The sequence below is a fragment of the Pseudomonas sp. Tof1 genome (genome assembly GCF_055390395.1).
The window spans coordinates 413,487-436,791 of sequence record NZ_AP024344.1; the positions used below are offsets into that span (position 1 = coordinate 413,487).

23 protein-coding genes and 1 pseudogene are annotated in these 23,305 nt (G+C 63.9%); 5 read left to right on the top strand and 19 right to left on the bottom strand.

Annotation, left to right across the window (positions count from 1 at the left end; genetic code table 11):
• Positions 1–64: 64 nt before the first annotated feature.
• From ACZ5KU_RS01850 to ubiE, 9 genes and pseudogenes are all read right to left on the bottom strand, one after another.
• The gene (locus ACZ5KU_RS01850; protein WP_464736770.1) at positions 65–772 is read right to left on the bottom strand and encodes a 16S rRNA (uracil(1498)-N(3))-methyltransferase; all 708 of its coding nucleotides are present in this window, start codon (positions 770–772) and stop codon (positions 65–67) included.
• Entirely contained in the window at positions 769–1,560 is a 792-nt protein-coding gene (gene tatC, locus ACZ5KU_RS01855) for a twin-arginine translocase subunit TatC (RefSeq protein ID WP_054060874.1), read from the bottom strand. Before tatC ends, ACZ5KU_RS01850 begins: the two co-directional genes overlap by 4 nt.
• Positions 1,557–2,045, bottom strand: a complete 489-nt coding sequence (gene tatB / locus ACZ5KU_RS01860; RefSeq protein ID WP_464736771.1) for a Sec-independent protein translocase protein TatB — start codon at positions 2,043–2,045, stop codon at positions 1,557–1,559. The genes tatC and tatB overlap by 4 nt, the downstream gene beginning before the upstream one ends.
• Before the next feature lie 10 nt (positions 2,046–2,055).
• Positions 2,056–2,325, bottom strand: a complete 270-nt coding sequence (locus tag ACZ5KU_RS01865) for a twin-arginine translocase TatA/TatE family subunit (RefSeq protein WP_017903199.1) — start codon at positions 2,323–2,325, stop codon at positions 2,056–2,058.
• Positions 2,326–2,350: 25 nt separating this feature from the next.
• On the bottom strand, positions 2,351–2,683 hold the full coding sequence (locus ACZ5KU_RS01870; RefSeq protein ID WP_054060518.1) for a phosphoribosyl-ATP diphosphatase: 333 nt from the start codon (positions 2,681–2,683) through the stop codon (positions 2,351–2,353).
• A gap of 2 nt (positions 2,684–2,685) precedes the next feature.
• Positions 2,686–3,078, bottom strand: coding sequence for a phosphoribosyl-AMP cyclohydrolase (gene hisI / locus ACZ5KU_RS01875; protein ID WP_054060519.1), 393 nt, complete (start codon positions 3,076–3,078; stop codon positions 2,686–2,688).
• An 80-nt stretch (positions 3,079–3,158) separates the two neighbouring features.
• Positions 3,159–4,762 (bottom strand): annotated as a pseudogene (gene ubiB, locus ACZ5KU_RS01880) (ubiquinone biosynthesis regulatory protein kinase UbiB).
• On the bottom strand, positions 4,759–5,376 hold the full coding sequence (locus ACZ5KU_RS01885) for a ubiquinone biosynthesis accessory factor UbiJ (protein ID WP_054060521.1): 618 nt from the start codon (positions 5,374–5,376) through the stop codon (positions 4,759–4,761). The pseudogene ubiB and the gene ACZ5KU_RS01885 overlap by 4 nt, the downstream one beginning before the upstream one ends.
• Positions 5,376–6,146, bottom strand: a complete 771-nt coding sequence (gene ubiE, locus ACZ5KU_RS01890) for a bifunctional demethylmenaquinone methyltransferase/2-methoxy-6-polyprenyl-1,4-benzoquinol methylase UbiE (RefSeq protein ID WP_464736772.1) — start codon at positions 6,144–6,146, stop codon at positions 5,376–5,378. Before ubiE ends, ACZ5KU_RS01885 begins: the two co-directional genes overlap by 1 nt.
• Positions 6,147–6,303: 157 nt before the next feature.
• Here ubiE and ACZ5KU_RS01895 point away from each other — a divergent pair, with 157 nt between their 5' ends.
• From ACZ5KU_RS01895 to ACZ5KU_RS01905, 3 genes are all read left to right on the top strand, one after another.
• The gene (locus ACZ5KU_RS01895; protein ID WP_054060523.1) at positions 6,304–6,579 is read left to right on the top strand and encodes a polyhydroxyalkanoic acid system family protein; all 276 of its coding nucleotides are present in this window, start codon (positions 6,304–6,306) and stop codon (positions 6,577–6,579) included.
• Between the two features lie 186 nt (positions 6,580–6,765).
• The gene (locus tag ACZ5KU_RS01900) at positions 6,766–7,188 is read left to right on the top strand and encodes a phasin family protein (protein ID WP_054060524.1); all 423 of its coding nucleotides are present in this window, start codon (positions 6,766–6,768) and stop codon (positions 7,186–7,188) included.
• Between the two features lie 10 nt (positions 7,189–7,198).
• On the top strand, positions 7,199–8,086 hold the full coding sequence (locus ACZ5KU_RS01905; RefSeq protein ID WP_054062071.1) for a phasin family protein: 888 nt from the start codon (positions 7,199–7,201) through the stop codon (positions 8,084–8,086).
• Between the two features lie 98 nt (positions 8,087–8,184).
• On the opposite strand, the gene ACZ5KU_RS01910 is transcribed toward ACZ5KU_RS01905, so the two are convergent.
• The 10 genes from ACZ5KU_RS01910 to ACZ5KU_RS01955 all read right to left on the bottom strand — a co-directional run bounded on the left by ACZ5KU_RS01910 (position 8,185) and on the right by ACZ5KU_RS01955 (position 21,207).
• Positions 8,185–8,802, bottom strand: a complete 618-nt coding sequence (locus tag ACZ5KU_RS01910) for a TetR/AcrR family transcriptional regulator (RefSeq protein ID WP_054060051.1) — start codon at positions 8,800–8,802, stop codon at positions 8,185–8,187.
• 54 nt (positions 8,803–8,856) lie between these two features.
• On the bottom strand, positions 8,857–10,539 hold the full coding sequence (phaC, locus tag ACZ5KU_RS01915) for a class II poly(R)-hydroxyalkanoic acid synthase (RefSeq protein WP_464736773.1): 1,683 nt from the start codon (positions 10,537–10,539) through the stop codon (positions 8,857–8,859).
• A 128-nt stretch (positions 10,540–10,667) separates the two neighbouring features.
• Positions 10,668–11,525 (bottom strand): poly(3-hydroxyalkanoate) depolymerase, encoded by an 858-nt coding sequence (gene phaZ, locus ACZ5KU_RS01920; protein WP_054060053.1) that lies wholly within the window; start codon positions 11,523–11,525, stop codon positions 10,668–10,670.
• A gap of 109 nt (positions 11,526–11,634) precedes the next feature.
• Positions 11,635–13,314 carry a class II poly(R)-hydroxyalkanoic acid synthase gene (gene phaC / locus ACZ5KU_RS01925; protein WP_054062073.1) on the bottom strand — a complete coding sequence of 560 codons (1,680 nt, stop codon included), beginning with the start codon at positions 13,312–13,314 and terminating at the stop codon, positions 11,635–11,637.
• Between the two features lie 244 nt (positions 13,315–13,558).
• Positions 13,559–13,939: a gamma-butyrobetaine hydroxylase family protein gene (locus tag ACZ5KU_RS01930; RefSeq protein ID WP_054060055.1), complete on the bottom strand. Its 381-nt coding sequence runs from the start codon at positions 13,937–13,939 to the stop codon at positions 13,559–13,561.
• Positions 13,940–14,063: 124 nt separating this feature from the next.
• Positions 14,064–15,401 carry an ATP-dependent protease ATPase subunit HslU gene (gene hslU / locus ACZ5KU_RS01935; RefSeq protein WP_054060056.1) on the bottom strand — a complete coding sequence of 446 codons (1,338 nt, stop codon included), beginning with the start codon at positions 15,399–15,401 and terminating at the stop codon, positions 14,064–14,066.
• 53 nt (positions 15,402–15,454) lie between these two features.
• The gene (gene hslV, locus ACZ5KU_RS01940) at positions 15,455–15,985 is read right to left on the bottom strand and encodes an ATP-dependent protease subunit HslV (protein ID WP_017901757.1); all 531 of its coding nucleotides are present in this window, start codon (positions 15,983–15,985) and stop codon (positions 15,455–15,457) included.
• 329 nt (positions 15,986–16,314) lie between these two features.
• On the bottom strand, positions 16,315–17,025 hold the full coding sequence (locus ACZ5KU_RS01945; RefSeq protein ID WP_054062074.1) for an SPOR domain-containing protein: 711 nt from the start codon (positions 17,023–17,025) through the stop codon (positions 16,315–16,317).
• Between the two features lies 1 nt (position 17,026).
• Positions 17,027–18,763, bottom strand: coding sequence for an arginine--tRNA ligase (gene argS / locus ACZ5KU_RS01950; protein ID WP_464736774.1), 1,737 nt, complete (start codon positions 18,761–18,763; stop codon positions 17,027–17,029).
• A 224-nt stretch (positions 18,764–18,987) separates the two neighbouring features.
• Positions 18,988–21,207 (bottom strand): primosomal protein N', encoded by a 2,220-nt coding sequence (locus tag ACZ5KU_RS01955; RefSeq protein WP_464736775.1) that lies wholly within the window; start codon positions 21,205–21,207, stop codon positions 18,988–18,990.
• Between the two features lie 164 nt (positions 21,208–21,371).
• Here ACZ5KU_RS01955 and rpmE point away from each other — a divergent pair, with 164 nt between their 5' ends.
• Both rpmE and ACZ5KU_RS01965 read left to right on the top strand, forming a co-directional pair.
• Positions 21,372–21,590 carry a 50S ribosomal protein L31 gene (gene rpmE, locus ACZ5KU_RS01960; RefSeq protein WP_054059108.1) on the top strand — a complete coding sequence of 73 codons (219 nt, stop codon included), beginning with the start codon at positions 21,372–21,374 and terminating at the stop codon, positions 21,588–21,590.
• A gap of 342 nt (positions 21,591–21,932) precedes the next feature.
• The gene (locus ACZ5KU_RS01965) at positions 21,933–23,201 is read left to right on the top strand and encodes a malic enzyme-like NAD(P)-binding protein (RefSeq protein ID WP_054062076.1); all 1,269 of its coding nucleotides are present in this window, start codon (positions 21,933–21,935) and stop codon (positions 23,199–23,201) included.
• Positions 23,202–23,305: the final 104 nt, after the last annotated feature.

Sequence of the window (23,305 nt, forward strand, 5' to 3'; positions counted from 1 at the left end):
GTGGGAACTGATCTTCTGGGGGGGAACATCAGCTTTTACAGGTCTGCTGGTGCCCCGGGAGCGTTCAGAACAGGCGGGCGAGCAGGGCGGTGACGGCGGTTTCGACCCGCAGGATCCGTTCGCCGAGCTGCACCGGTTGCAGGCCGGCCTTGCCCAGCAGGTCGATTTCGTAGGGAATCCAGCCGCCTTCGGGGCCGATGGCGAGGGTGACCGGTTCGTCCACCGCCCGTGGGCAGGGCGGGTAGTGGCCCGGATGGCCGACCAGGCCCAGGGTGCCCGCGCTGATGGCCGGCAGGCGATCCTCGACGAAAGGCTTGAAGCGCTTCTCGATGATGACTTGCGGCAGTACGGTGTCGCGGGTCTGCTCCAGGCCCAGGACCAGTTGCTCGCGAATCGCCTCGGGTTCCAGGAACGGTGTCTGCCAGAAGCTCTTCTCCACCCGGTAACTGTTGACCAGCATCAGCCTGGGCACGCCCATGGTGGCGATGGTCTGGAAGACCCGGCGGAGCATCTTCGGACGCGGCAGGGCGAGCACCAGGGTCAGCGGCAGCTTGGCCGGCGGTGGCTGGTCGAGGCTGACCTGCAGTTGGGCTTCACCGGCCTCCAGGTGCAGGACCCGGGCATTGCCCATCAGCCCGCCGAGTCGGCCGACCCGCAGGCTGTCGCCCACCGCGACGCGATGGACTTCCTGCATGTGGGTCAGGCGCCGGTCACGCAGCACCACCCGGTCGGCCGCAATGAAGTCGGCCTCTTCAAGAAGCAGCAGGTTCACGCGAGCGGGGCTGGCGGCTGTGGGCCAGTGTCGGTGGGTTTCTCTTCCGACGCCTCGCCACGCTTGCTGACCAGGCCGCCGAACAGCACGCCGATCTCGAACAGCAGCCACATCGGCACCGCCAGCAGCGTCTGCGAGAACACGTCCGGCGGGGTCAGGATCATGCCGACCACGAAGCAGCCGATGATCACGTACGGGCGGATCTTCTTCAGGTACTTGACGTCGACCACGCCGATCCACACCAGCAGCACCACGGCCACCGGGATCTCGAACGCCACGCCGAAGGCGAAGAACAGCGTCATGACAAAGTCGAGGTAGCTGGTGATGTCGGTCATCATCTCGACGCCGGCCGGGGTGGCGGCGGCGAAGAACTTGAAGATCAGCGGGAACACCAGGTAATAGGCGAAAGCCATGCCGGTGTAGAACAGGATGATGCTGGACACCAGCAGCGGCACGGCCACGCGTTTCTCATGCTTGTACAGACCCGGGGCGATGAAACCCCAGATCTGGTGCAGGATCACCGGGATCGCCAGGAACAGCGAGACCATCATGGTCAGCTTGAGCGGCGTCAGGAACGGCGAGGAGACGTCGGTGGCGATCATCGTCGCGCCGGCCGGCAGGTACTGGCGCAATGGCGTGGAGACGAAGGTGTAGATCTGCTGGGTGAAGGCGAACAACCCGGCAAAGATCAGGAAGGTTGCCGCGACACAGCGCAGCAGGCGGGTGCGCAACTCGGTAAGGTGCGAGACCAGCGGCATCTGCTGGTCGTTTTCCGGAAAATCGCTCATGGGGCTCGCGGCGGCACAGTTGGGTCGTGAGAAGCTGGCGCACTTGGCGTCGGCGCGGGAGTGACGGTTTCGCCCGGAACATGCGGGGCCGGTTCGACGGCGCCGAGCACCGGTACGGCATCGCCCGGGGCGACGGTGGCCGGTGGCAGGTCGCTCGGCAGCGGCGTTTCACCGGCCGGCTGGGTCACGGACTCGGCGACCGGCGGGCTCTGGGGCTGAGCCTGGGGAGCCGGCTCCTGGACCGGCGACAGGATCTTGCGAGCCTCCTGTTCCAGGGACAGGATGTGCTCGTTGTGCAGTTGCCGACGGATTTCGTCGGCACCGATTTCCCGTTCCACTTCCTGCTTGATCGCGTTGAAGCTGCGTTTCAGCCGTCCGACCCACAGGCCAGCCGTGCGCGCGGCACCCGGCAGGCGCTCGGGGCCGAGGACCAGCAGCGCCACCAGGCCGACGAGCAGCAGTTCACTGAAGCTGATACCGAACATTATTCAGTGCTCACGAATGATTGCGGGGCTCTTCGACCTTCTGCGCCTGTACATCGATGGTGTGTGGCGCGTTCTGCTGGGCGCCCGGCTGCGGCTGGGCAGGTTGCACGGTCGGCGGGACCACCGGCTCGGCCGGCTTCTCGTCATCGTTCATGGCCTTGCGAAAGCCCTTGATCGACTCGCCGACGTCGGTGCCGAGGTTCTTCAGCTTCTTGGTACCAAACACCAGCACGACGACAATCAGGATGACGATCCAGTGTTTCCAGTCAAAAATGCCCATGGTGTTTCTCCTCTCGAAAAGTTGTTCAGGCGGACGGACGCGAGGCTTTCTCGGCGTGTCCGGACAGTCCGAAGCGACGGTCCAATTCATCCAGCACGGCCTGCGGATGCTGGCCCAGCTGGGCGAGCATGACCAGGCTGTGGAACCACAGGTCGGCGGTTTCGTAGATCACGTCGCTGCAGTCGCCGCTGAGGGCAGCGTCCTTGGCCGCGATGATGGTTTCGACGGACTCCTCGCCAACCTTTTCCAGAATCTTGTTCAGACCCTTGTGGTACAGGCTGGCGACATAGGAACTGTCGGGTGCCGCACCCTTGCGCTCTTCCAGTACCTGGGCCAGACGGGTCAGGGTATCAGTCATGTTCAGTGTCCTGCTGCGTAGATGCTGTGCGGGTCCTTGAGGACCGGATCGACCGTCTTCCAGCCGTCGTTTTCGTAGACGCGGTAGAAGCAGCTTTGGCGGCCAGTGTGGCAGGCGATGTCGCCGACCTGTTCGACCATCAGGATGATCACGTCGGCGTCGCAATCCAGGCGCATTTCATGCAGATGCTGCACGTGGCCGGACTCCTCGCCCTTGCGCCACAGTTTGCCACGTGAACGTGACCAGTAGATGGCGCGGTTCTCGCGAGCGGTCAGTTGCAGCGCCTCGCGGTTCATCCAGGCCATCATCAGCACGCGCCCGGTCTTGTGATCCTGGGCAATCGCCGGCACCAGGCCGTCGCTGTCCCACTTGATCTCGTCCAGCCAGTCTTTCATTTTCGACTCCGACAACCGGGCGCAACCTGCGTGGTTGGGCCTCGGCGAATGAACAGTTTGCCAGCCGCGAGCCTTGCTGGCTATCGGCGCACGACCAGATACAAACCAATGGCCAGCATGACTGCCGCCGGCCAGTGACCCCATTCGTGCAGCGGCCCGTTGGCGGCGAGAAACGCGCCCCCCCAAGATGCAGTGAGCCGAGCAGACGCAGCAGCCAGTCGTCCTTGCGCTTTTTGTACGGCGGCTGCGGGTCGGCGGCATGGGGCTGCGACAGGCGTTCGAGCAGGTCGCGGGTCATGTTGGCCAGGTGCGGCAGTTGCTCGACCTGGCTCTGCAGGTTGCCCAGCAGGGTTTTCGGGCTGACCCGTTCGCGCATCCAGCGTTCTAGGAACGGCTGCGCGGTGCTCCACAGGTCCAGTTCCGGGTACAGCTGGCGGCCCAGGCCTTCGATGTTGAGCAGGGTCTTCTGCAGCAGCACCAGCTGTGGCTGGACTTCCATGTTGAAGCGCCGCGCGGTCTGGAACAGGCGCATCAGCACCTGGCCGAAGGAGATGTCCTTCAGCGGCTTTTCGAAGATCGGTTCGCAGACGGTGCGGATCGCCGCCTCGAACTCGTTGAGTCGGGTGTCCGCCGGAACCCAGCCCGAGTCGATATGCAACTGGGCGACGCGGCGGTAGTCACGCTTGAAGAAGGCGAACAGGTTGCGGGCCAGGTAGTCCTGGTCCTGCGGAGTCAGGCTGCCGACGATGCCGCAGTCGATGGCGATGTACTGCGGACTCCACGGCTTGACGGTGCTGACGAAGATATTGCCGGGGTGCATGTCGGCGTGGAAGAAGCTGTCGCGGAACACCTGGGTGAAGAAGATCTCCACGCCGCGTTCGGCGAGCAGCTTCATGTCGGTACGCTGGTCGGCCAGGGTCGCGAGATCCGTGACCTGGATGCCGTAGATGCGCTCCATCACCAGCACCTTAGGCCGGCACCAGTCCCAGTAGACCTGGGGCACGTACATCATGTCCGAGCCTTCGAAGTTGCGCCGCAACTGGCTGGCATTGGCCGCCTCGCGCAGCAGGTCGAGTTCGTCGTAGATGGTCTTCTCGTAGTCGCTGACCACGTCCACCGGATGCAGCAGGCGGGCGTCGGCGGAGAGCCGCTCGGCCGTGCGGGCGAGCAGGAACAGCCAGGCCAGGTCCTGGGCAATCACCGGCTTGAGACCTGGACGGATGACTTTCACCACCACTTCCTCGCCGCTCTTGAGCTGCGCGGCGTGGACCTGGGCCACCGAGGCCGAGGCCAGCGGTTCGATGTCGAAGCGGCTGAAGACTTCGCCGATCTTGCGGCCCAGTTGCGACTCGATCAGCTCCACGGCTTTCTGCGGGTCGAACGGTGGGACACGGTCCTGCAGCAGCATCAGCTCGTCGGCGATGTCCTCGGGCAGCAGGTCGCGACGGGTCGAGAGGATCTGCCCGAACTTGATGAAGATCGGTCCCAGGTCCTGCAGGGCCAGGCGCAGCCGTGCACCGCGGCTCAGGTCCAGCGGCTTGCGCGGCAACCAGCGCCACGGCAGGGCGAAACGCAATGCCAGGAGGAACCAGGGCAGGGGCAGGTCGAACAGCAGGTCATCGAGACGGTAGCGGATGACCACGCGCAGGATGCGTAACAGACGGCGGACGGCGAGCAGCTTCATGCGTTATCGCTGGAATTGAGGGATCGGGAGAGGCGTTCGAAACGTGCCTCGAGTCGTTCTAGATCGAGCTTGAGCCGGTCGAGTTCGGCGAAACGGGCTTCGGCCTCGTGTTTGCCGACCAGTGCCCGCGACTCTTCGCTGAGGTACTCGGCCAGGTTCTGGTTCAGGCTGGCGAAACCCTGCCGGTACCAGCCGGCACGGCTGCGCAGGTGGCCACTGACCAGTTGCGTGGCGACCGGGCCGAGCCAGCGCGACAGCTCGTACTCCCAGTCCAGCTCCAGGTCCTGCAGCACCCCGGCCAGGTCCAGCAGCACCGCGCTGTCGCCTTCCAGGTGCACGTCCGGGCCATGCAGCACGGCGCTCTTGTCCTTGCTCAGGGCCAGGTTGAGCAGGCGGGTGGTGGACGCACGGAGGATGCAGTCGGCCTCGGCGGCCCAGTGGGCGGCCAGCAGCAGGCCTTCGTCGCTGGGCAGGATGAACAGCTTCAAGGCCGGGCTGTCGACCTCGATGACCTTGCCCGTCAGGTGCCCGAGACGGCCCAGGGCAGTGCTGTCCAGGCGCAGCACACGGTTGAGGCCGTGTTCGACGCCGGCGAGAAGGCCGCTGAGCAGCATCAGGGCTTGATGCCGCGGTGCAGGGCGACGATGCCCGAAGTCATGTTGTGGTAGGTCACGCGGTCGAAGCCGGCGTCCACCATCATCGACTTGAGCGTTTCCTGGTCCGGGTGCATGCGGATCGATTCGGCCAGGTAGCGATAGCTTTCCGAGTCGTTGGTGATCAGCTTGCCGGCCAGTGGCATGAAGGCGAACGAGTAGGCGTCGTAGACCTTGGACATCAGCGCGTTGGTTGGCTTGGAGAACTCCAGCACCAGCAGGCGGCCACCGGGCTTGAGCACCCGCAGCATGGAGCGCAGGGCATCTTCCTTGTGGGTGACGTTGCGCAGGCCGAAGGCGATGGTCACGCAGTCGAAGTGGTTGTCCGGGAACGGCAGCTTCTCGGCGTCGGCCTGGACGAACTCGATATTGCCGGCCACCCCGCGATCCAGCAGGCGATCACGGCCGACCTTGAGCATGGAGGCGTTGATATCGGCCAGCACCACCTGGCCGGTGGGACCCACCAGGCGCGAGAACTTCGCCGCCAGGTCGCCGGTGCCGCCGGCGATGTCCAGCACCCGGTTACCGGGGCGCACGCCCGACAGCTCGATGGTGAAACGCTTCCACAGGCGGTGCATGCCGCCGGAAAGGACGTCGTTCATCAGGTCGTACTTGGCGGCCACCGAGTGAAAGACTTCGGCGACTTTGCCGGCCTTTTCGCTTTCCGGCACATTCTTGTAGCCGAAGTGTGTGGTGGGTTCGGCATCGCTGCCTTTGCGCTGATCAGTCATATCGCTGTCACCAGAAGAGAATGCGGGCCATTCTAATCCCGGTAGCCGGCTTTGTCTTGGCAAAGGCGGAATGTAAGTATAGTGGGCGACCGGGGCGGATTGACGCAGCGCAGTTCAAGGCCGCCCCGGCCTACATTCATGGAACAGGAGTCAATCGATGGCCCGGATTAGTGTCGAGCGTGCCCATCATCTCGGTCTGGCAGGCGCGCGTGAGAAGGCCGAGGCGCTGGTGCAGAAACTGGCCGACCAGTATGGCCTGGCGCCGCGTTGGTCGGGTGATACCGTCAGCCTCAAGCGCTCCGGCGTCAGCGGCGAGGTGACGATCGCCGAGGACCGGATCAGGGTGGATGTCGAGCTGGGCATGCTGATGTCGGCCATGAGCGGCACCATCAAGAGCGAGATCGAGAAGGCGCTGGACAAGGCGCTGGCCTGAACCCGTCGGATCCGAACCTGTGGCAGTCAATCCTGTGGGAGCCGGCTGCCACGGGTGAATCCGGTTTCCACAAGTGACCCCTGGCCACATCGGTTAGGGTGCCCATTCTAATTTTTGCCACTACTTTGTGCTGCAGTCCCCGCTTGCGCGGGCAGTTCCTCCAACCGTTCACGTGTGAGGTGCACCATGGCCAAAGTCAGTCTGAAGAAAAAATCCGACGTTCAGCCCACCGCCCTGGCTGAAGTGAAACTCTATGCCCGCAGGATCTGGCTGGCGGGTCTGGGCGCCTACGCCAAGGTCGGCAAGGAAGGCAGCGAGTACTTCCAGGAACTCGTCAAGGCCGGCCAAGCAATTGAAAAGGAAGGGAAAAAGGCTGTCGACGCAAAGCTTGAAGCCGCCAACAGCCAGATCGACAGCGTGAAGAGCGATGTCAGCGGCCTCAAGGGTCGGGTCGAAGTGCAACTGGACAAGGTCGAGAAAGCGTTCGACAGCCGTGTCGCCAGTGCCTTGAATCGCATCGGGATTCCGTCTAAACATGACGTTGAGGCACTCTCTGCTAAGCTCGATGAGTTGACGGCATTGCTCGAACGTGTCGCGCGTAAACATTAAGGAGAACGGGATGGCTGGCAAGAAGAATACTGAGAAAGAAGGCAGCTCGTGGATCGGGAAGGTTGAGCAATACTCCCGCAAGATCTGGCTGGCCGGTTTAGGCGTGTACTCGAAAATCGACAGTGACGGCAGCAAGGTCTTCGAGAGCCTGGTGAAGGACGGTGAGAAAGCCGAGAAGCTGACCAAGAGTGCAGTGGGCAAGACTGTCGAGGCGGCCAAGGACTCCGCCGGTTCGGCCAAGTCGCGCATCACCGGCGTCAAGGAACGCGCCCTGGGCAAGTGGGACGAACTGGAGGAGGCTTTCGACAAGCGTCTGAACAGTGCCATCTCGCGTCTGGGTGTTCCCAGCCGCAATGAGGTCAAGGCCCTGCACAGCAAGGTCGACACCCTGACCAGGCAGATCGAGCAACTCACTGGCCAGAAGGTGACCCCGGTGGCGGCGAAAGCGGCGGCAGCCAAACCGGCAGCGAAGACGGCGGCCAAGCCGCTGGCCAAGGCTGCGGCCAAACCCGCCGCCAAGCCGGCAGCTAAAACCGCTGCGGCCAAACCGGCAGCCAAGCCGGCTGCAAAACCCGCCGCCAAGCCTGCGGCCAAGACGGCGGCTGCCAAGCCTGCCGCGAAGCCAGCAGCCAAGCCGGTAGCCGCGGCCAAACCCGCCGCGAAACCAGCGGCCAAGCCTGCTGCGAAGCCGGCCGCTGCAAAACCGGCAGCCAAACCTGCCGCGAAGCCTGCAGCGGTGAAAAAGCCTGCGGCGGCCAAGCCGGCCGTTGCCAAGCCGGCAACTCCTGCCGCGGCGAAACCGGCGGTGGCACCGACCACCACCAATTCGGTGTCCCCGGCTGCTCCAGCCGCTCCGGCTGCGGCCCCGGCTCCGTCGGCGCCGACCTCTCAGTCCTGAGTGGCGCTTCGCGCAATGGAAACGCCCGGTCTGTGAAGGCCGGGCGTTTTTGTTTCGGGCTTGGCAGCCCTGTTCTGCTCCATACCTTGGGCCGGTTATCAAGGCTCTTCGAGATAACGCAAGGCCATCCGTTCAGTCGCCAACCGTGCCGGCGGCAGCAGGTGCGGCGCCACCAGCATCATTATCTGGTACACCACCAGCCGGACTTCGCCCTCGCGGCCCAGGATTCGCTGATAGTCCAGCGAGAACAGCAGGGTCAGGGTGATCTGTTCCACCAATTGCCCCAGCGCCTGGGTGTCGCTGACGATGAAGCCCTGGGTCTTCAACTGCGCCAGCAACGAGGCGAGGGTACGCTTGAGCGCGTTGAGCAGGTTGCGGATACCCCTGGCGAGCTTGGGCAGGCGGCCGGCCAGGTTGGACAGGTCCTGGAACAGGAAGCGGTACTGGGACAGGCGCTCGACGATCAGGTGCAGGAAGAACCAGTAGTCCTCCGGTGCCAGTTCGGCATCCGCCGGAGGGTTCAGCAGCGGTGCCAGCTCCGCCTGGAAGCGCTCGAAAAGCCCGAGCACCAGAGGCTCCTTGCCATGAAAGTGGTAGTAGAGATTGCCCGGGCTGATCCCCAGTTCATTGGCGATTTCCATGGTCGAGACATTCGGTTCGCCCTTCTGGTTGAACAGTTGCAGTGTGCATTCAAGAATCCGGTCGCGGGTCTTCATCCAGTCTTCTTAGGTTGGGTGTCACGGCTGCCGGGCAGCCGTGTCCGGTGAGAGTCATCGCACCCGCACATAAGTGCCGGGTGCGGCTTCCATGGTTGGATACCTGGCGTCGCCGAGGGTCAGCCGGGTTTCCTTGAGGGCTCCCGAGTGCGACTGGAGCCATTCCAGCCATTGTGGCCACCAGCTGCCCTGGACCTGCCGACCATCGTAGTACCAGGCCCGCGGGTCGCTGCTCAGCTTGAGGTTTTCGATGTAGGTGGACTTGGGGTTGCCCGGCGGGTTGAGAATGCTCTGGATGTGGCCGCTGTTGGACAGCACGAAGCGGCGGTCGCCGCCCAGCAGCAGGGTCGAGCGATAGACCGCGTCCCATGGCGTGATGTGGTCGTTGATGCCGGCGACATGGAAACTGTCGACCGTGACTTTCTGCAGATCAATGGGCGTGCCGCAGACCTCCAGCCCGCCAGGGTGGCTGAGCGGGTTGTGCTTGAAGAAGTCCAGCAGGTCGCCATGCAGCGCGGCCGGCAGGCGGGTGTGGTCGTTGTTCCAGTAGAGGATGTCGAAGGCCGGCGGCTCCTTGCCCAGCAGGTAATTGTTGATCCAGTAGTTCCAGATCAGGTCATTGGGCCGCATCCAGGCGAACACCTTGGCCATGTCCCGGCCGTCCAGCACGCCTTGCTGGTAGGAGCGGCGCTTGGCTGCCTCCAGGGTCTGCTCGTCGACGAACAGGGTGGCCGGACTGTCCAGCCGGCTGTCGAGCAGGCTGACCAGGTAGGTGGCACTGGCGACCCGGCGCAACTGCCGCTTGCTCAGCAGGTAGCCTTGCAGGGCGGCGATGGTCAGGCCGCCGGCGCAGGCGCCCACCAGGTTGACCTCGCGGCTCGCGGTGATGCTCCGGCAGACGTTCATCGCCTGCTCCACCGCCTCGACATAGCTCGACAGGCCCCATTCACGGTGGCGCACGTCGGGGTTGCGCCAGCTGATGATGAACACCTGCAGGCTGTTTTTCAGGGCGTACTGCACGAGGCTGTTGGTCGGGCTGAGGTCGAAGATGTAGTACTTGTTGATTTGTGGCGGCACGATCAGCAGCGGCCTGGCGTATTGCTTTTCGCTCATCGGCCGGTACTGGATCAGCTCCAGCAGCTCGTTGCGAAACACCACCGCCCCCTGGGTGGTGGCCACGGTCTTGCCGACTTCGAAGGCATGCTTGGTGACCTGGCTGGGCAGGCCGTTGTTGTGCAGCATGTCGTTCACCAGGTGGCTGATGCCGCGCACCAGGCTGTTGCCACCGGAATTGAACAGCTCCTTGACCGCCAGGGGGTTGAGCAGGGTGTTGGACGGCGCCACCGCATCGTTGAACAGCGTGAAGATGAAGTGCGCCCGGGCGCGCTCGTCATCGCTCATCCGGCTTTCGTCGATCCAGTGCCGGACCTGGGTCTGCCACGCCAGGTAGGCCTGCAGGCCACGTCGGTAGAACGGGTTCAGGCTCCAGGCCGGGTCCGTGAAGCGCGAGTCACGTGGAGAGGGTTGGTGCGGTGTCTCGCCGAGCAACACCTTGCCCAACTGGTTCCCCAGCGCCAGCACATGCCGCGCCGTGTGCAGCGGGTTGCGCAGGCCGTGGGTGGCGACGCTGCGCAGGGTGGAGAGCAGATCCTGGCCGCGCAGGCCGGTAATCGCACTCTGTGCATTGATGGGCGTCGCGGCTGCGGGTAGCGAACCCGTCGCTGGTCTGTCTGGCATGAGTCAACACTCCTTCGTCATCAAGCTGATCAACCGATACATCGCATCGGACCGGGGCTGTCCACTGCCCCGTCCCTGACGTGCCCTGCCGATATCCTGCCGGTGGGCACGCTGCGAATGGGTGCCCCTCAGGTGCTCTTGAAGGGCGCCGGTTGCGGGTGCATGACGGCCCGCTGACGTTCTTCGTCGAGGAACTTCATGATGATGGGCGCCACGGCTTCGGCCCGGGTGATCAGGAACAAGTGGCCGTCATCGATTATGTGTAGCTGGGCATTGGGAATACGCCAGGCCAGCAGGCGCATATTGATCAGCGGAATGAGCGGATCATCGTCGCCGGCCAGTACCAGGGTCGGCTGGCGGATCTTGTGCAGCCAGTGGATGCTGGTCCAGCCGAGGCCGGCGAACAGTTGCCAGTAGTAGCCCAGCTTGCCGGCCGAACGCACCTTGGCCGCGTGTTCGGCGGCCAGGTGCGGATCGCGTCGGAAGGCGCCGCCGTAGATGGTCGGCGCGATACGGATGACGTGGGAGGGTTGAATGTAGCGGCGCGGGCTGGCCATGTTCCACAGCACCTTGGGCTTGCCCGGGACCATGACCGCGCCGGCGGCGGTGGCCGCCAGGATCAGCTTCTTGCAACGCTCCGGATAATCGTGGGCGAACTGCTGCGCCAGTGCGCCACCCCAGGACACCCCGACCGCATTGACCTGGCCATAGTCCAGGTAGTCGAGCATCCGCGCGCTGAGCTTGGCCAGGCCGGGAAAGCGATAGGGGCGGCTGGGTGTGGACGAACCACCGACGCCGGGGACGTCGAAGGCGATCACTTCGAGGTCCGGGTCCAACGCCTGGACGAACGGAAACACCAGCTCCAGGTTGGCGCCGATGCCGTTGAAAATCAGCAGTGGCGTCAGGTGTGGCTTGCCGGGGCGAACCGCGGTACGGATGGTCTGGCCGTCCAGCTCGATGGTTCTGAAAATGAACGGTTGCGGCATGCTGCGAGCCCTGTGTTGAATCCTGCTTCTGTGTGCACGTGATCCCTGATGTGCACGCGATCCTTGTAGGAGTCGCCGTACCGCCGGCTCCTACAAGGGGCGGCGCGGTCTATCGCTCGTGCACGTAGGTGCCCGGTGCCGCCTCGGCCGACGGGTATGCCTTGCTGCCCAGGCTGGTCGGCGACTTCTTCAGCTTGCCCGAGCGCGCCGCCAGCCAGGCTTGCCAATGCAGCCACCAGGAGTCGGTATGCTTGGTGGAGTTTTCCTGCCAGTCCTCGGCCTTGGCCGGCATCTCCTCGTTGGTCATGTAGCGCGACTTGGGGTTGCCCGGCGGGTTGAGGATGCTCTGGATATGGCCGCTGCTCGACAGTACGAACTCGACCTTGCCACCGAACAGTTGCGCCGATTTGTAGCAGGACTTCCACGGCGTGATGTGATCGTTGGTACCGGCCAGGGCGAAGATGTCGGCGTCGACTTTCTTCAGGTCGATCGGCGTGCCGCACACTTCCAGTGCATCGGCGCGTACCAGTGGGTTGTTCTTGAACATCTCGATCAGGTCGCCGTGGAACGCGGCGGGCAGGCGGGTGGTGTCGTTGTTCCAGAAGAGGATGTCGAACACCGGCGGCTCGTTGCCCAGCAGGTAGTTGTTGACCCAGTAGTTCCAGATCAGGTCATTGGGCCGCATCCAGGCGAACACCTTGGCCATGTCGCTGCCCTCCAGCACGCCCTGCTGGTAGGAGTGGCGCTTGGCGGCTTCCAGGGTCTGTTCGTCGACGAACAGCGCGACCTGGGTGTCCAGGGTGGTGTCGAGCACGCTGACCAGCAGGGTCAGGGAGTTGACCTTCTTCTCGCCCAGGGCCGCGTAGTGGCCGAGCAGGGCGGTGCAGGTGATGCCGCCGGAGCAGGCGCCGAGCATGTTGAGGTCCTTGCTGCCGGTGATCGCGCAGACCACGTCGACAGCCTCCTTGAGCGCCTCGATATAGGTCGACAGGCCCCACTCGCGCTGCGCCTTGGTCGGGTTGCGCCAGCTGATGATGAAGGTCTGCTGGTGGCTGCGCAGGCAGAAGCGCGCCAGGCTCTTGTCCGGGCTCAGGTCGAAGACGTAGAACTTGTTGATCTGTGGCGGCACCACCAGCAGCGGGCGTTCATGCACCTGCTCGGTGATCGGCCCGTACTGGATCAGCTCCAGCACGTCGTTGCGAAACACCACGGCGCCTTCGCTGGTACCGAGGTTCTTGCCGACCTCGAAGGCGCTCATGTTGACCTGGCTGGGCATGCCGCCGTTGTGCACCAGGTCCTTGGCCAGGTTCGACAGGCCGTCGAGCAGGCTCTTGCCGCCGGTCTCGAAGAACCGCTTGATCGCCGCCGGGTTGGCCGCCGTGTTGGTCGGGGCCATGGCTTCGGTCAGCAGGTTGATGACGAAGTGTCCGCGGCTGATGTCCTGGGCCGAGAGCGAGCTGTCGTCGATCCAGTCGTGGAGTTCCTTGCGCCAGGCCAGGTAGGTCTGCAGGTAGCGCCTGTAGAGCGGGTTCTGGCTCCAGGCCGGGTCAGAGAAGCGACGGTCGTCGTTGTCCGGCTGCAACTCGGATTTGCCGAACAGCACGTTCTTCAGTTCGACGCCGAAATGGGCGACGTGTTTGGCACTGTGGATGGGCTGCCGGAGGGTCTGGGCCAGTACCATTCGTGCCGAAGTCAGAAGATCCTTTCTACGCAAGCCGACGACGGGGTTCAGGCCCAGGGTGTTTTCCGAGGCCTGACGCTTGAGGTCATCGCTGTTCTTGTCACTCATCTACGACGCTCCATTGTCCTGAGACGAGTACCGGGTAAACACTGTGCGACCAGGCACAACGAATGCCAAGTACTGCTGCTCGGGTGACCGGTTGATTGCGCATCGTTAAATGCACGGGACTTGCCAAGTCCATTGGTTACCCGAGTTTAATTTTTTTCGCAAGCGCGCCGAACGTCAGCCGCTGCTTCCGGGTATTGGATCAGAACAGATTAGAAAATACGCCCCAAATGGCAAGACGCGCGAGCTAGAGCATCAGCTTGACGATCGATTCGGAAGGGTCGCGGGATTTTCCGGCTGCCTTGAGTTCGGCAAGATACTCGGCCCACAAGTCATCCTGACGACAGGCGAGTTGATAGAGGTAATCCCAGGTGAACAGGCCGCTGTCATGGCCGTCGTCGAAGGTCAGTTTCAGTGCGTACTGGCCGGCGGGTTCGAGCTTGCTCAGGCCGACGTTGAGCTTGCCGAACTGCAGGATCGGCTGGCCGTGTCCCTGGACCTCGGCGGAGGGAGAGTGCACCCGCAGGAACTCGGCGGGCAGATGGTATTCCTCGTCCGGACCGTATTTGAGGGTCAGGGTTTTTGAGGCCTTGTGCAGATTGATGGCGGTGGGGATGCGGGTTGTCATGACGTGCGCGGACCTGTCGATGTGAAAGCCGCTCTTGCAGGAGCAGGGCTTGCCCGCGAAGTTTTTGACGGCCTTGAGGCCCCATTCGCGGACAAGCCACGCTCCTGCAGGGAGGTGGCGTTCTTTACAGGATATACCGCGACAGGTCTTCGTTCTGCGCCAATTCGCCGAGGTGGCTGTTGACGTAGTCGGCGTCGATGCGAATCGGCTCGGCACCCTGGGCGCCGGCCAGGTCACCGGCACTGAACGAGACTTCCTCGAGCAGCCGCTCCAGCAGCGTGTGCAGGCGACGGGCGCCGATGTTCTCGGTCTTCTCGTTGACCTGCCAGGCGATCTCCGCCAGGCGCTTGATGCCTTCCGGCTGGAACTCGATGTTCAGGCCTTCGGTCTTGAGCAGTTCGCGATACTGTTCGGTCAGCGAAGCATGTGGCTCGCTGAGGATGCGCTCGAAGTCTTCCGGGCTCAGCGCCTTGAGTTCGACACGGATCGGCAGGCGGCCCTGCAGCTCGGGAACCAGGTCGCTCGGCTTGCTCAGGTGGAACGCACCGGAAGCGATGAACAGGATGTGGTCGGTCTTGACCATGCCCAGCTTGGTGTTGACGGTGCAGCCTTCGATCAGCGGCAACAGGTCGCGCTGCACACCCTCGCGGGACACGTCGGCACCCCCGACATTGCCGCGCTTGGCGACCTTGTCGATCTCGTCGATGAACACGATGCCGTGCTGTTCGACCGCCTCGAGGGCCTTGGCCTTGAGTTCCTCGTCATTGACCAGGCGCCCGGCCTCCTCGTCGCGGACCAGCTTGAGCGCTTCCTTGACCTTGAGCTTGCGGCTCTTGCGCTTGCCCTTGCCCATGTTGGCGAACAGGCTCTGCAACTGGTTGGTCATCTCTTCCATGCCCGGTGGCGCGGAGATATCGACGCCGGTGTGCTCGGCGACTTCGATCTCGATCTCCTTGTCATCCAGCTGGCCTTCGCGCAGGCGCTTGCGGAACAACTGGCGGGTGTTGGAGTCCTGGCTTGGCTGGGCCTCTTCGTTGAACCCGGAGCGGGCCGGTGGCAGCAGGGCGTCGAGGATGCGTTCCTCGGCAGCGTCTTCGGCGCGGTGGCGGACCTTGACCATCTCCTGCTCGCGCAGCAGCTTGATCGCGGCGTCCGCCAGGTCGCGGATGATCGATTCGACATCGCGTCCGACGTAGCCGACTTCGGTGAACTTGGTCGCTTCGACCTTGATGAACGGGGCGTTGGCCAGCTTGGCCAGGCGCCGGGCGATTTCGGTCTTGCCGACGCCGGTCGGGCCGATCATCAGGATGTTCTTGGGCGTCACTTCGACGCGCAGCTCTTCAGGGAGCTGCATCCGGCGCCAGCGGTTGCGCAGGGCAATGGCGACAGCGCGCTTGGCATCGTCCTGGCCGATGATATGGCGATTGAGTTCGTGGACGATCTCGCGGGGAGTCATGGACATGGTATGTGGGGCCTCAAGCGGTTGAGTCAGTGTCGATACAGGGCTGGCACTGCCTATTCCGCGAGGTCCTGCTCCTCAATAGTGAAGTGGTGATTGGTGAATACGCAAATGTCGCCGGCGATGCCGAGGGCGGTCTCGACGATCTCGCGGGCCGACAGGTCGGTTTTCTTCAGCAGGGCGCTGGCCGCGGCCTGGGCATAGTTGCCGCCGGAGCCCATGGCGATCAGGCCGTGCTCCGGTTCGACCACGTCGCCGTTGCCGGTGATGATCAGCGAGGCGTCCTTGTTGGCAACCGCCAGCATGGCTTCCAGGCGGCTCAGGGAGCGGTCGGTACGCCATTCCTTGGCCAGTTCGACGGCGGCACGGACCAGGTGGCCCTGGTGTTTTTCAAGTTGACCTTCGAAACGTTCGAACAGGGTGAAGGCATCGGCGGTGGCACCGGCGAAGCCGGCGAGGACCTGGCCGTGATAGAGGCGGCGAACCTTCTTGGCGTTGCCCTTCATGACGGTATTGCCGAGGGAAACCTGGCCGTCGCCACCCATGACGACTTTGCCGTGGCGGCGAACTGAAACGATGGTGGTCAAGGGAGTGTCTCCACGCAGCGGGGCGAAAATGCCTGATGGAAACTCATATGGGGGTGGTGCAGGGATTTTCAACCTCGGGTGAGGTTGGGGGACGAGTGGTGTAGGAGAAGTGCGCGTCATCCTGTGGGAATCGGCTTGCTGGCGATAGTGGCCTTGCCAGCGCCAAGGACGATATTGAATGGTCGTCTGCGGCGGATCGCCAGCAAGCCGGCTCCGCAGGGAGGGCGGGCCGTGCACGCAATCGGCGTGCGACACGGGCCCGTGGGCGCCTGGCTGGCCAGCACATGGGCCTTCAAGCCCGGCCCAACCCTCCGTAGAGGCCGGCAGGGTCAGCGGCTCTGGCGTTGTTGTAACAACAGATTGCTGAAACCGCTGGCGGCCAGTTGTTTCTGTGCCGTAGTCAGTTGTTCGCGGTTGCTGAACGGACCGACCAGGACCCGATACCAGGTCTCGTCCTTCACCGTGCCGGACTCCACCGAAACCGCCTGGCCGAGCAGGATGATCTGCGCCCGGACCTTGTCCGCGTCGGCTTCCTTGCGGAACGAACCGGCCTGCAGGAAGAACTTCGTCACCGCCGCCGGCTCCGCCTTGGCCACCGGTGGTGGCGGCGGCGGGGTGATCCCGGCCAGCGCCGCCTGGGCCCGGGCGGTGTCGATCTTCGCCGCTTCGGCCGGGGTCACCGGTGTTTGCGGGGTTGGCACGGTCTGCGGGGTCGGCAGGGTTTTCTCCGGCACGGCCTCCGGCGGCACGATGACTTCCGATTCCGGCAGCAGGGTGTAGAAGTCGTACTTGGGCTTCACCGGCTGGGTCGGGCTCGGAGGCGTCTTGTTGGCTTCGGCGACCTTGGCGGCTTTCTGCTGTTCCTGGCGCACGCGCTTGACGTCATCGCCCTTGCCCGGTTCCAGTTTCATCAGGAAGACGATGAAGGCGCCAACGCCCAGCCCGATGGCCAGCCACAACCAGCCCGGGATCGGCTTCTTTTCGGGAGCCTGGTAGCGGCTGGCGCCGCGTTTCGGTGCGGGTTTTTTCTTCGCTGCCAACTTACATGCGCTCCAGGGTTTCCAGGCCCAGCAGCTCCAGGCCTTGCTTTAGGGTACGACCGCTCAGCGCCGCCAGGCGCAGGCGGCTCTGCATGCGGGCCGGGGTATCGGCGCCGAGGATCGGGCAGTTCTCGTAGAAGCTGGAGAACAGGCCGGCGACATCGTACAGGTAGGTGCAGAGGATGTGCGGCGTGCCCTTCTCGGCAACGCTATTGAGCACTTCCGAGAACTGCGCCAGCTTCGCCGCCAGTTCCTGCTCGTGGGCGGCTTCGAGGACGATCTGCCCGTCGACTTCGCTGAAGTCCTTGCCCAGCTTGCGGAATACGCCGGACACGCGGGTGTAGGCGTACAGCAGGTACGGTGCGGTGTTGCCTTCGAAATTCAGCATCAGGTCGAAGTTGAAGCTGTAGTCGCTGGTGCGGTGCTTGGACAGGTCGGCGTACTTCACTGCGCCGATACCCACGACCCGGGCGATCTCGCGCAGTTCGGCTTCGGCCAGGTCCGGGTTCTTTTCCTTGACCAGGTTGTAGGCGCGCTCGCGGGCTTCGGTCAGCAGGTCGATCAGCTTGACCGTGCCGCCGTCGCGGGTCTTGAACGGACGGCCGTCGGCGCCGTTCATGGTGCCGAAGCCCATGTGCTCCATTTCCATCGGATGGGTCACGAAGCCGGCCTTGCGGGCCACGGCGAACACCTGCTGGAAGTGCAGGGCCTGGCGCTGGTCGACGAAGTACAGCGCGCGGTCGGCCTTGAGCTGGCGGCTGCGGTAGCGCACGGCGGCCAGGTCGGTGGTGGCGTAGAGGTAGCCGCCATCGGCCTTGACGATGATCACCGGCAGCGGCTCGCCTTCGGCGTTCTTGAACTCGTCGAGGAACACGCACTGGGCGCCGTTGCTCTCGACCAGCATGCCGGCGGCCTTGAGGTCGTTGACCACGTTGATCAGGTCGTCGTTGTAGGCGCTTTCACCCATGACGTCGGCCATGGTCAGCTTGACGTTGAGCAACTCATAGATCTTCTGGCAGTGGGACAGCGAGATGTCCTTGAAGCGGGTCCACAGCGCCAGGCACTCGGCATCGCCGGCCTGCAGCTTGACCACCAGGCCGCGGGCGCGGTCGGCGAACTCGGACGACTCGTCGAAGCGCTGCTTGGCGGCGCGGTAGAAGTTCTCCAGGTCCGACAGCTCGTCGCTGGTGATGGGGTTTTCCTGCAGATAGGCCATCAGCATGCCGAACTGGGTGCCCCAGTCGCCGACGTGGTTCTGCCGGATCACGGTGTCGCCGAGGAACTCCAGGACCCGCGCCACGCCATCGCCGATGATGGTCGAGCGCAGGTGGCCGACGTGCATTTCCTTGGCCAGGTTCGGTGCCGACAGGTCGACCACGGTGCGCTGGGCCGCGCCGGCCTTGCGCACGCCGAGGCGGGCGTCGGCCAGGGCGGCGTCCAGGCGCGAGGCCAGGGCCTGGGTGTTCTGGAAGAAATTGATGAAGCCGGGGCCGGCGATCTCGGCCTTGCTGACGTTTTCATCGACCGGCAGGGCGGCGATCAGCTTTTCCGCCAGGTCGCGGGGCTTCAGGCCGGCAGGCTTGGCCAGCATCATCGCGATGTTGCTGGCGAAATCGCCATGGGTCTTGTCGCGGGTGTTCTCGACCTGGATCGCCGGCGTCAGGCCTTCAGGCAACACACCTTCGTTGACGAGTTGGGTGAGGGCTTGCTGGATCAGCTGGCGAATGGTGTCTTTCATGGTCTTCTCTTTCGACCGCGAGCGCGGCGGCGCCCAAGGCGCAGGTGGAAAAACTGGATATTATCCGTTGCCGGGGCGAGCTTGCCAACAGGTTGCGGACTTGCGGTGTTGCTGGAGGCCCTTTCGCGGGCAAGCCACGCTCCTACGGGGCCGTGGCGTACACAAGATTTGTGTTCGACTCCGTCCTGTAGGAGCGTGGCTTGCCCGCGAAGAGGATCTCGCGATCAATAGAGGTCCACCGGATCGACATCCAGCGACCACCTGACCTGCCGCCCACCCGGCATCTGTTCCAGCACCAGCAGCCAATGGCTCAACAGGCGATGCAGCGGCGCGCGGGCGTTGGCCTGCAGCAGCAATTGCGCGCGGAAACGCCCGGCACGGCGCTCCATCGGTGCCGGTACCGGCCCCAACAGCTCGATGCCACCCAGCTCCATCTCACCCAGCAGGCGTTCCGCCTCGCTGCAGGCTTCATCGAGGAAACCTTCCGCCTGGCCTGGCTTGTGGGCTTCGGCACGCAGCAGGGCCAGGTGCGCGAACGGCGGCAGGCCGGCGGCGCGGCGCTCGCTCAGGGCCTGTTCGGCGAAGGCGAAGTAACCCTGTTCGGTCAACTGCACCAGCAACGGATGATCCGCCATGTGGGTCTGGATGATCACCTTGCCCGGCTCTTCCGCCCGCCCGGCACGGCCCGCGACCTGGACGATCAGTTGGGCCATGCGTTCGCTGGCGCGGAAGTCACCGGAAAACAGGCCGCCATCGGCATCGAGGATCGAAACCAGGGTCACCCGTGGGAAGTGATGGCCCTTGGCAAGCATCTGCGTGCCGACCAGGATGCACGGCTGGCCTTTCTGGATGGTGGTGAACAGCTGGTTCATCGCGTCCTTGCGCGACGTGCTGTCGCGGTCGACCCGCAACACCGGGTAGTCGGGGAACAGGATCGCCAGGCGCTCTTCGGCCCGCTCGGTCCCGGCACCGACCGGGCGCAGGTCGACCTTGCCGCATTGTGGGCAATTGCGCGGTACCCGTTCGACGTTACCGCAATGATGGCAACGCAGTTCGCCATAGCGCTGGTGTACGGTCATGCGTGCATCGCAGCGCGAGCATTCGGACATCCAGCCGCAGTCGTGACACAACAGCGTGGGCGCGAAGCCACGGCGGTTGAGGAATACCAGCACCTGCTGGCCGGCCGCGAGCGTCTGGCCGATGGCCTGCTGCATCGGCCCGGAGATGCCGCTGTCCAGTGGGCGGCTTTTCACGTCCAGGCGCAGGAAACGCGGTTCCTTGGCGCCGCCGGCGCGTTGGGTCAGGCGCAGCAGGCCGTAGCGGCCGATATGGGCGTTGTGCAGGCTTTCCAGTGACGGGGTGGCCGAGCCCAGCACGATCGGGATGTTTTCCTGGCGGGCGCGGACCAGGGCCAGATCGCGGGCGTGGTAGCGCAGGCCTTCCTGCTGTTTATAGGAGCCGTCGTGCTCTTCATCGATGATGATCAGCCCGGGGTTCTTCATCGGTGTGAACAGCGCCGAGCGGGTGCCGATGATGATGTCGGCTTCGCCGTCGCGGGCGGCGAGCCAGGCATCCAGACGTTCGCGATCGTTGACGGCGGAGTGCAGCAAGGCGATCCGGGCGTTGAAGCGCTGCTCGAAGCGCGCCAGGGTCTGTGGACCGAGGTTGATCTCCGGGATCAGCACCAGGGCCTGCTTGCCGGCCTCCAGGGTTTCGCGGATCAGTTGCAGGTAGACTTCGGTCTTGCCGCTGCCGGTGACGCCGGCCAGCAGGAAGGCGTGAAAGCTGTCGAAGCCGGCACGGATTGCCGTGCAGGCGGCACGTTGTTCCTCGTTGAGCGGCAGTTCCGGTTGCGCCAGCCAGTGCTCGTGGCGCTCGCCGGGGGCGTGCCTGCGGATTTCCACCTGCACCAGTTCCTTGGCCAGCAGCAGGTCGAGGCTGTCCTTGCTCAGTTGCAGTTTGCCCAGCAGTTGGTGTGCCACGCCGTGGGGGTGCTGCGCCAGGGTGGCCAGGGCCTCGCGCTGGCGGGGTGCCCGGGCGATCCGTGGGTCGTCGAGGCGCGCGCCCGGTGCCATCGACCAGAAACGCTCCTGGCGCGCCTCGGCCGGCTCGCCCTGGCGCAGCAGCACCGGCAGGGCCCAGCTCAGGGTGTCGCCGAGGCTGTGCTGGTAATACTGGGCGGTCCACAGGCACAGCCGGAACAGCGCCGGCGGCAGCGGTGGCGTGGTGTCGAGCAGGGCCAGTGCCGGCTTGAGCTTGTCCGCCGGGACTTCGCTGTGCTCGGCCACTTCCACCAGAATGCCGATCATTTCCCGCCGCCCGAATGGCACCCGCAGCCGCATGCCGGGGTGCAGCGCGTTACGCGGCACTCCCTTGGGCGCCCGGTAGTCGAACAGGCGGCGCAGGGGCGAGGGCAGGGCGAGGCGCAGAATGGCTTCGGACACGCGGTTATCCCGGGTAATGGCGATGAGAAGGGCGGGAGCCTAGCAGACGACTGGTGCCGGTGACAGCTTGCTTCATTCTGCAAGGGTGGTATTATCGCCGGCTAAATTACGTGCGGTGTTCAACAATAGTGTTGGGCGGCGGCACGCTAGCCGAGGAAGTCACCATGAAACCAGACGTTCATCCAGAATACCCAGCAGTTGCCGTTACCTGCAGCTGCGGCAACAAGTTCGAAACCCGTTCGACCTTCGCCAAGCCTCTGGCAATCGACGTATGCAACGAGTGCCACCCGTTCTACACCGGTAAGCAGAAGACTCTGGACACCGGCGGCCGCGTTCAGAAGTTCGCCGATCGTTTCGGTGCATTCGGCGCGAAAAAGGCCTGAGGCCTTTTTACTGGGCAGCCTGAATGGCTGTTCCACGCTGATGAAGAAGGCGCTCCTTGTGAGCGCCTTTTTTGTGGGCGCAAGGTTGGCCGGCGTCAGGGCGGGGGCGTGGCGACTGCTATTCTTGAAGTGATACCAGGTCTTTGTAAGAGCCTTTCGAGAAAAAGTGTAGACATTTTTCATCTCGATTGTGAACAGTTTGCGCCTTGTATTCCGTGGCTCTTGGGCCAAAGTCGTAGGTTGCGACCCTTGACACGGGTGACCGGTCAGTCTTGTGAGGACTTTGCGACACGCGTATCCTCGGCGGTCCGTCTGTCCCACAGTAAAAAGCGGAATGCCCACATGTCAGATTTGAAAACTGCCGCTCTCGAATATCATGCCAATCCTCGTCCGGGGAAGCTGAGCGTCGAGCTCACCAAAGCCACCGCCACCGCCCGCGACCTGTCGCTGGCCTACAGCCCTGGCGTTGCCGAGCCCGTACGTGAAATCGGCCGCGATCCCGAACTGGCCTACAAGTACACTGGCAAGGGCAACCTGGTTGCGGTCATTTCCGATGGCACCGCGATCCTCGGCCTGGGTAACCTCGGCCCATTGGCCTCCAAGCCGGTCATGGAAGGCAAGGGCGTACTGTTCAAGCGTTTCGCCGGTATCGACGTGTTCGACATCGAAGTCGACTCGGAAAGCCCACAAGCCTTCATTGACACCGTCAAGCGCATCTCCATCACCTTCGGTGGCATCAACCTGGAAGACATCAAGGCACCCGAGTGCTTCGAGATCGAGCGCGCCCTGATCGAGCAGTGCGACATCCCGGTGTTCCACGATGACCAGCACGGTACCGCAATCGTTACCGCGGCCGGCATGATCAACGCTCTGGAAATCGCCGGCAAGACCCTGCCGGAAGCGAAGATCGTCTGCCTGGGCGCCGGCGCTGCCGCGATCTCCTGCATGAAGCTGCTGGTCAGCATGGGTGCGAAGATCGAGAACATCTACATGATCGACCGTAGCGGCGTGATCCACTCCGGCCGTGACGACCTGAACCAGTACAAGGCGGTCTTCGCCCACGCGACCGACAAGCGCACCCTGGCCGATGCCCTGGAAGGCGCTGACGTGTTCGTCGGTCTGTCCGGCCCGAACCTGCTGAGCGCTGAAGGCCTGAAGTCCATGGCGGCCAACCCGATCGTGTTCGCCTGCTCGAACCCGGATCCGGAAATCGCCCCGGCGCTGGCCCATGCCACCCGTAGCGACGTGATCATGGCCACCGGTCGTTCGGACTTCCCGAACCAGGTCAACAACGTGCTGGGCTTCCCGTTTATCTTCCGTGGTGCCCTGGACGTTCGCGCCAAGCGCATCAACGAGGAAATGAAAATCGCCGCAGCCAACGCCCTGAAGGATCTGGCCAAGCTGCCGGTGCCGAAGGAAGTGTGCGAGGCCTATGGTGTTGACTCGCTGGCATTCGGTCGTGAGTACATCATTCCGAAGCCGCTGGACGCCCGTCTGATCACCGTGATCTCCGATGCCGTGGCCAAGGCCGCGATCGAGACCGGCGTGGCGACCCTGCCGTATCCGAAGCACTACCCGCTGAAAAGCGTGGATGACGTGTTCAACGGCTAAGCCGCTGTAGCGTCACATGAAAAGCCCCGGCTCGGATGAGTCGGGGCTTTTTTGTTCGTGGTCGGGATAAGCGTGAGAGTTGCGCAGGCCATTCGCGGGCAAGC

Coding starts and splice junctions, on each gene's coding strand:
- argS (WP_464736774.1), bottom strand. CDS start 18,763: ATGAAAGACACCATTCGCCAGCTGATCCAGCAAGCCCTCACCCAACTC.
- phaC (WP_464736773.1), bottom strand. CDS start 10,539: ATGCCAGACAGACCAGCGACGGGTTCGCTACCCGCAGCCGCGACGCCC.
- rpmE (WP_054059108.1), top strand. CDS start 21,372: ATGAAACCAGACGTTCATCCAGAATACCCAGCAGTTGCCGTTACCTGC.
- phaC (WP_054062073.1), bottom strand. CDS start 13,314: ATGAGTGACAAGAACAGCGATGACCTCAAGCGTCAGGCCTCGGAAAAC.
- phaZ (WP_054060053.1), bottom strand. CDS start 11,525: ATGCCGCAACCGTTCATTTTCAGAACCATCGAGCTGGACGGCCAGACC.
- ACZ5KU_RS01885 (WP_054060521.1), bottom strand. CDS start 5,376: ATGCTGCTCAGCGGCCTTCTCGCCGGCGTCGAACACGGCCTCAACCGT.
- ACZ5KU_RS01910 (WP_054060051.1), bottom strand. CDS start 8,802: ATGAAGACCCGCGACCGGATTCTTGAATGCACACTGCAACTGTTCAAC.
- ACZ5KU_RS01900 (WP_054060524.1), top strand. CDS start 6,766: ATGGCCAAAGTCAGTCTGAAGAAAAAATCCGACGTTCAGCCCACCGCC.
- tatB (WP_464736771.1), bottom strand. CDS start 2,045: ATGTTCGGTATCAGCTTCAGTGAACTGCTGCTCGTCGGCCTGGTGGCG.
- ACZ5KU_RS01965 (WP_054062076.1), top strand. CDS start 21,933: ATGTCAGATTTGAAAACTGCCGCTCTCGAATATCATGCCAATCCTCGT.
- ACZ5KU_RS01905 (WP_054062071.1), top strand. CDS start 7,199: ATGGCTGGCAAGAAGAATACTGAGAAAGAAGGCAGCTCGTGGATCGGG.
- ACZ5KU_RS01865 (WP_017903199.1), bottom strand. CDS start 2,325: ATGGGCATTTTTGACTGGAAACACTGGATCGTCATCCTGATTGTCGTC.
- ubiE (WP_464736772.1), bottom strand. CDS start 6,146: ATGACTGATCAGCGCAAAGGCAGCGATGCCGAACCCACCACACACTTC.
- hslU (WP_054060056.1), bottom strand. CDS start 15,401: ATGTCCATGACTCCCCGCGAGATCGTCCACGAACTCAATCGCCATATC.
- hisI (WP_054060519.1), bottom strand. CDS start 3,078: ATGAAAGACTGGCTGGACGAGATCAAGTGGGACAGCGACGGCCTGGTG.
- ACZ5KU_RS01870 (WP_054060518.1), bottom strand. CDS start 2,683: ATGACTGATACCCTGACCCGTCTGGCCCAGGTACTGGAAGAGCGCAAG.
- ACZ5KU_RS01930 (WP_054060055.1), bottom strand. CDS start 13,939: ATGACAACCCGCATCCCCACCGCCATCAATCTGCACAAGGCCTCAAAA.
- tatC (WP_054060874.1), bottom strand. CDS start 1,560: ATGAGCGATTTTCCGGAAAACGACCAGCAGATGCCGCTGGTCTCGCAC.
- ACZ5KU_RS01895 (WP_054060523.1), top strand. CDS start 6,304: ATGGCCCGGATTAGTGTCGAGCGTGCCCATCATCTCGGTCTGGCAGGC.